We start from the raw sequence: 5,161 nt of genomic DNA, 5'->3' as shown, positions 1-5,161 counted from the left end.
TACCCCTCTGGAGGCCGCGGACGGCGTGGCCTCCAGAGCACTTTGTCGTTTTTGGACGGAAAATCCCTAGAACCCCATAGGCCAGCGCGGTCGCCTGCGGGCGGATAAGGAGCCCCTGCGCCGGATCATCAGTGCAGTAGGGACGGTGGGGGAGACGTTCGACGAAAGCAGCGGCTTGAAGCGCTGGTTTTACCATCGGACACCGCGCTTATTGGCGGTGCAGGGTTGTTTGATGTGATCCATGTGGTATTCTTTACCTCGTGATTCGTCACAGCCCCGAACTCTCTGTTTATCTTCCGCCAAGTTGATCACAGAGATTCGGGGTTTGTCTTTTCTGGGCAATACGTTACCGCACTCCCCACCTCTCGGCAACGTCGCCTATTCCAGCCGCGAACCTGCGTCCAGATATACCTGCTCACGCTCTCGTTTCCCTACCGCGACCACAAACACCACCACCCGATCATCTTGCACCTGGTACACCAACCGGTATCCGGCACCACGCAATTTGACCTTGTAGCAATCCGGCAGCCCATGCAGGCGGTTGGCCTCATTTCTTGGCCGTTCCAGCACCTCTGGGGTTCTAGGGATTTTCCGTCCAAATGCGACATTCAGACTGCTAAGTGATTGATTTATTGTGACTGGCTATGTGAAGCGCCAAAAAAGTAATACCCCTCTGGAGGCCGCGGACGGCGTGGCCTCCAGAGCACTTTGTCGTTTTTGGACGGAAAATCCCTAGAACCCCATATTCGCCAGTTCCCCCCGGTTGAGTACGAACTGGCGATCTATCAAGGCTCACCGTGGCTATGGGCCGATGGAAAGCCGCTGATCGACCTCCTCGATGCGACCTCTTGGGGTGGTGCAGCCATATCCGTTCCTGCTCCCTTATCGGGTGCAAGGGGGCGTGACGTGTTGCGGTAGCGAAAGCGGTGCGGTAACTTGTTGTCCAGAAAAGACAAACCCCGAAGCTCTGCTGATCAACTTGGCGGAAGACTCAGAGCATTCGGGGCCGTTCACAAAGAACAGGAAAAGCATAACACATGCACGATCTCAGACAACCCTGCACCGCCAATAAGCGCGGTGATCTCTGACTCAGACGGCCCAAAACCTCTTCATAGACAGGCTTCCGCGCCGCCCCTACTGCACCAACGACAAATCGATGGGGCTGCTCATTCGTCCGCAGGCTACTGCGCTGGGCTATAGCCACATCCAGTTCAACCCGCCGCCGCATGTCGCCATGCTGGTGTTCGACGTGGACAAGAAGCACCAGCATGACCCCCAGCGCGATGGCTACCACGAGTGGCAGGATAGGGGGCTGCCTGCCCCGCACTGGATCTCGATCAACCCAGAGAACGGCAATTACCACCTTGGTTACCTGCTGGCCTCGCCCGTGGCGCGATCCAGTGTCGCCAGATTGGGGCCGTTGCGTTACCTGGCTGCCATCGAGCACGTTCTAGCGAAACGATTGGGGGCCGATCTGAGGTATGCAGGGCTGGTCACAAAAAACCCCGTCCACAGCGATTGGATGACGTTCTGGCACGACATTGAACCCTACACCCTCGACTATCTCGCCGAGTTTTGCCCAGATGCTGATCTGGCGGCCTTTAGTGGCCGTAAGCGCAAAGAAGCGAGCGGGTTGGGGCGTAACATAGAGGTGTTCGATAACGTGCGGGAATGGGCCTATAAGGCCGTCAGACGGTTTTGGCGGCCCAACGGCTATGACGCATGGGCCGATGCCGTGCTTGCGGCCTGTGAGAGCGCCAATGCGTTTGGCTTGGAGCAAGGCGGTCCGCTGCCAGTGTCCGAGATTAAGTCTACGGCCAAGAGCATTGCCCGCTGGGTCTGGCGGAACCTAACTCCGTCCGCGTTTGCGGATTACGTTGATCGGACACATACCTCCGAGATCCAAGCGCGGAGAGGGGCTAAGGGCGGTAAGGTATCCAAGGGAGGGGGAAGGCCGAGCAATAGCGGTAAGGACAAGTCCGATCTATTGCCGGAGGTTCTGCGGCTTAAGGCTCAGGGGTACACCAACCGCGATATAGCGGACGATCTTCAAATCTCCCCCAGTACGGTGAGCGTTTACCTAAAGCGTGATCATCCGTGATCGAAACAAGCCTATATCAGATAACAGCGCCCGAAAGGGCGTTCTCGAGCTTTTGCCTTTTAGTCTTAAAAATCCTTTTAGAGCGGATCCTTGGCGAGGTGGGGAACGGCCGGACCGAAGGCCGTCCATCGCCCCCCGGCTCTATCGGGGGGTGTGGGCGGGGCCGTTGTCCACGGAGCGATCTTGCTCTGGCCCCGGTTACTCGTCTGCCGGGATCGCGTAGATCGCCCGCTCTATCCGCTCCAGCGTTTCCGCGTCCACCATCTCCGTGATCCCCTTGACCTTAGCGAAGGCCAGAATGGTTTTTACTGCCCTCAGATCATTCCTGTTTAACGTCACGGTAACGTTTATTTCCTGTTGCTTCGCCCGGTAGGTAGCCTGCCGTTCTGCCCCCGTCTTGGCTGTCCCTGTCTTTGGTCTACCACGACCTCGCCTGATGCCGAACATGTCCCCAGTTCCCTGATCCGCTGCGTCCTTCATGATGCTCTTTCCTGTCACTGTTACGGTAATTCATTATCTGTCACGGTGACGTTTATTGCAAGTTGCCGACCCCCTCGTTTTCTGCTTTACTGGTATTAAGCCAGCCGACCCCGTATTACATTACGCCCGCTTCGCGGTCTCCATGTATCCGGGGGCTGGTGAGGGGCTCCGCCCCTTCAAACCCCACGCTGCTACGCCGCTTGGAGAGCCAATGACAAAGCCAGAGCTAAAGACAACAACGGCCAGCCTTCGCCTCGATCCTGCCACCCTGGCCAAGTGGCGCCAGGGGGCCAGCGACGAGGGGCTGACCCTCTCCGACTGGCTGAGAGCCAAGGTGGATGCCGACCAGCAAACCCATATATCCCCCGCCCGGTCGCGGCGGGAACGAGACCCCCGCCACCTGGCAGATCCTGCGCTAATGCGCCAGCTCGCGGCGTTGGGATCGAACCTCAACCAGATCGCCAGGGCGGTGAACGAATGCCGCCTGGTAGGGAGCTCGGTTCACCTGGTGGAGCTGCTGACGTTGCTACGTAGCATCGAGGAGAGCGCCGGGAGACTACTGCCGCAGCTTCCGCCTCCGCCGAACCGGGAGGATGACGGGCATGATGATTAAGTTCCTGGCTCATGGCACCGGTAAGGCCAGCAGTGCGGCGACCTATTTGCTGGACAGTCACGACCACAAGGGCGAGGAACGTGCCGGGGTGGCGGTGTTGCGGGGTGATCCGCAGCAGTTCGCCGCCGTGGCGGACTCGCTCGATTTTCAGCATCGATACCGGAGTGCGGTGATCTCCTGGTCGGAGGAAGAGGCCCCCAGTGACGCCGAGATCGGCGCGGTGCTGGACGACTTCGAGGCGCTGTCCTTTGCCGGACTGGATAGGCAGGACGTGCATCTGACCGCCGTGCAGCACCGGGAGGCCGGGGGCGGTGTCCACGTCCACATCCTGGTGCCCCGTGTTCACCTGGGCACGGGTAAATCTCTGAACATTGCCCCGCCCGGACATAGAAAAGACTTTGACGCCCTGCGGGATAAATGGAACTACGGCAAGGGCTGGGCCAGACCAGACGACCCGCTCCGGGCACGGCTGATACAGCCCTCCTTTGACGCCTACAAGGGCCAGCAGGACAGGACTGCCATCAAGCGGCAGATAGGGGATCACCTGCTTGGGGCGGTGGCTCAGGGGCTGATCCGCGACCGGGGCGAATTACTCGAGTACCTGGGCGAGGTGCTCGAATTCGAGATCACCCGCCAGGGCAAGGACTACATCACGATCAGGCCGGAGGGATACCCGCAGGGCATCCGGCTCAAAGGAGAGCTGTATGGAGAAGGGTGGCGAGCTGAAAACACGCTTGAGCGAGAGACTAGCGCAGCGGCAAGCCGAGGAGCTGGCCGAGGTGGCCACGTTGACCGAGGCCAATCTGACACAGCTCAGCGAGCGTTTGACAAAGCATGTGAGCGCCGAGCTGAGTACAACCAGGGACGCTATTCGGCAGCAGAGCGAGCAGATCACCACGTTGTTAGGTTCACAGCAGAGCGCCTTGGAACAACAACAGGCGACCGTGGACGCGCTCAAATGCTTGAGCTTGACGGACTTGGAGCAGATCCAAAAGGGGTTAAACGACGCGATCACTCTCGCCCAGGGGAAGGCAATCGAGCAGGCGATCGATCCGCTCAGGACGGCCCTAGAGCAACTCAAGACGGACGGGGAGGCCCTGAGTCTGGTGACGTTCCGGGGATGGCTCAAACCGCTGCTGATATCGATGGCGGTGATCCTAGGGGCCGGGGGCAGTACCTGGGGGGTGGCAGCGTACCTGGCGAACGAGATCACCGGGCAACTGACCGAGCTTCAGAGCCTAAACCAGCAGATCAGCACAGCCCAACGGACCCTAGACAGCTTGCCCAAAGGGGTGACGTTCGTGCGCGACCGAGATGGGCAGTACATCGTGGCGAGGCAGATCGATACACCGTTCAAGATGGACGAAGGGACGTACAAGGGCCTGATGGCCGTGGGGGTGAAGTAGATGACCGAATTAGAGCGGCTGCTGACAGCTCAATTCGAGCGGATGGAACAACGGCACCAGGACGAGACGATGGACTTGCGGGCGCAGCTCGACGCGCAACAGCGCGCTTTGAAGAGCTTGCAGGCGCAGTTGCAGAGCACATTGGGCGAGTACGAGAAGCATTGCGCCAGCTTACACACCGCCTTCGTGGCCTTGGAGAAGAGTACCAGGAGCGAGCTAGCCAGCATGGGCCGGAGTTTGGACCAGACCAACCGGGCTACCGGAGCAGCACTTGGGTCATTGAACAGCAGTGTGAGCATAGTCAAAAGCTCGCTGGAGAGCTTGAACAAGGCGCAGAGTTGATCGTCGATAGGGCCGCGGTGCTGCGAAAAGAGCAGAGCCAGAGTAGCGGGTTGAGTATGTAATATAACGTCACAGTGACAATAATTAAGTAGATCGGGTATGAAATCAGGTCGGTTGGGTACTCCTGACGCGGTGGCGCATATTGGGGTTCTAGGGATTTTCCGTCCAAATGCGACATTCAGACTGCTAAGTGATTGATTTATTGTGACTGGCTATGTG

Annotated in this window: 6 protein-coding genes; 4 read left to right on the top strand and 2 right to left on the bottom strand. The window is 58.9% G+C overall.

The window, feature by feature from the left end:
* Positions 1-378: 378 nt before the first annotated feature.
* Complete coding sequence (locus OKC43_RS21530; protein ID WP_270804116.1) at positions 379-570, bottom strand: type II toxin-antitoxin system RelE/ParE family toxin; 192 nt, start codon at positions 568-570, stop codon at positions 379-381.
* 586 nt (positions 571-1,156) lie between these two features.
* Here OKC43_RS21530 and OKC43_RS21525 point away from each other — a divergent pair.
* A complete protein-coding gene (locus OKC43_RS21525) occupies positions 1,157-2,101 on the top strand; it encodes a replication initiation protein (protein WP_215270799.1) in 945 nt (314 codons plus the stop codon).
* A gap of 198 nt (positions 2,102-2,299) precedes the next feature.
* Here OKC43_RS21525 and OKC43_RS21520 read toward each other — a convergent pair whose 3' ends face one another.
* Positions 2,300-2,581, bottom strand: a complete 282-nt coding sequence (locus tag OKC43_RS21520; RefSeq protein WP_082020691.1) for a hypothetical protein — start codon at positions 2,579-2,581, stop codon at positions 2,300-2,302.
* 211 nt (positions 2,582-2,792) lie between these two features.
* On the opposite strand from OKC43_RS21520, the gene mobC reads away from it, so the two are divergent.
* The 3 genes from mobC (at position 2,793) to OKC43_RS21500 (ending at position 4,942) form a co-directional block, all read left to right on the top strand.
* Entirely contained in the window at positions 2,793-3,194 is a 402-nt protein-coding gene (gene mobC / locus OKC43_RS21515) for a plasmid mobilization relaxosome protein MobC (protein WP_039168860.1), read from the top strand.
* Positions 3,195-3,898: 704 nt separating this feature from the next.
* A complete protein-coding gene (locus OKC43_RS21505) occupies positions 3,899-4,600 on the top strand; it encodes a hypothetical protein (protein ID WP_223938277.1) in 702 nt (233 codons plus the stop codon).
* Positions 4,601-4,942, top strand: coding sequence for a hypothetical protein (locus OKC43_RS21500; protein ID WP_039168756.1), 342 nt, complete (start codon positions 4,601-4,603; stop codon positions 4,940-4,942). It begins immediately after the preceding gene.
* Positions 4,943-5,161 lie beyond the last annotated feature (219 nt).

It is taken from the genome of Aeromonas sp. Y289-2 (genome assembly GCF_027705925.1).
GTDB classification, from domain to species: domain Bacteria; phylum Pseudomonadota; class Gammaproteobacteria; order Enterobacterales; family Aeromonadaceae; genus Aeromonas; species Aeromonas veronii.
The sequence above is the reverse complement of the archived record's forward strand: the minus strand, read 5'-3'. Positions and strand labels throughout refer to the sequence as shown.

Excerpts from the sequence above, each read along its gene's own strand:
- OKC43_RS21525 (WP_215270799.1), top strand. The coding sequence starts at position 1,157 with ATGGGGCTGCTCATTCGTCCGCAGGCTACTGCGCTGGGCTATAGCCAC.
- OKC43_RS21520 (WP_082020691.1), bottom strand. The coding sequence starts at position 2,581 with ATGAAGGACGCAGCGGATCAGGGAACTGGGGACATGTTCGGCATCAGG.
- mobC (WP_039168860.1), top strand. The coding sequence starts at position 2,793 with ATGACAAAGCCAGAGCTAAAGACAACAACGGCCAGCCTTCGCCTCGAT.
- OKC43_RS21505 (WP_223938277.1), top strand. The coding sequence starts at position 3,899 with ATGGAGAAGGGTGGCGAGCTGAAAACACGCTTGAGCGAGAGACTAGCG.
- OKC43_RS21500 (WP_039168756.1), top strand. The coding sequence starts at position 4,601 with ATGACCGAATTAGAGCGGCTGCTGACAGCTCAATTCGAGCGGATGGAA.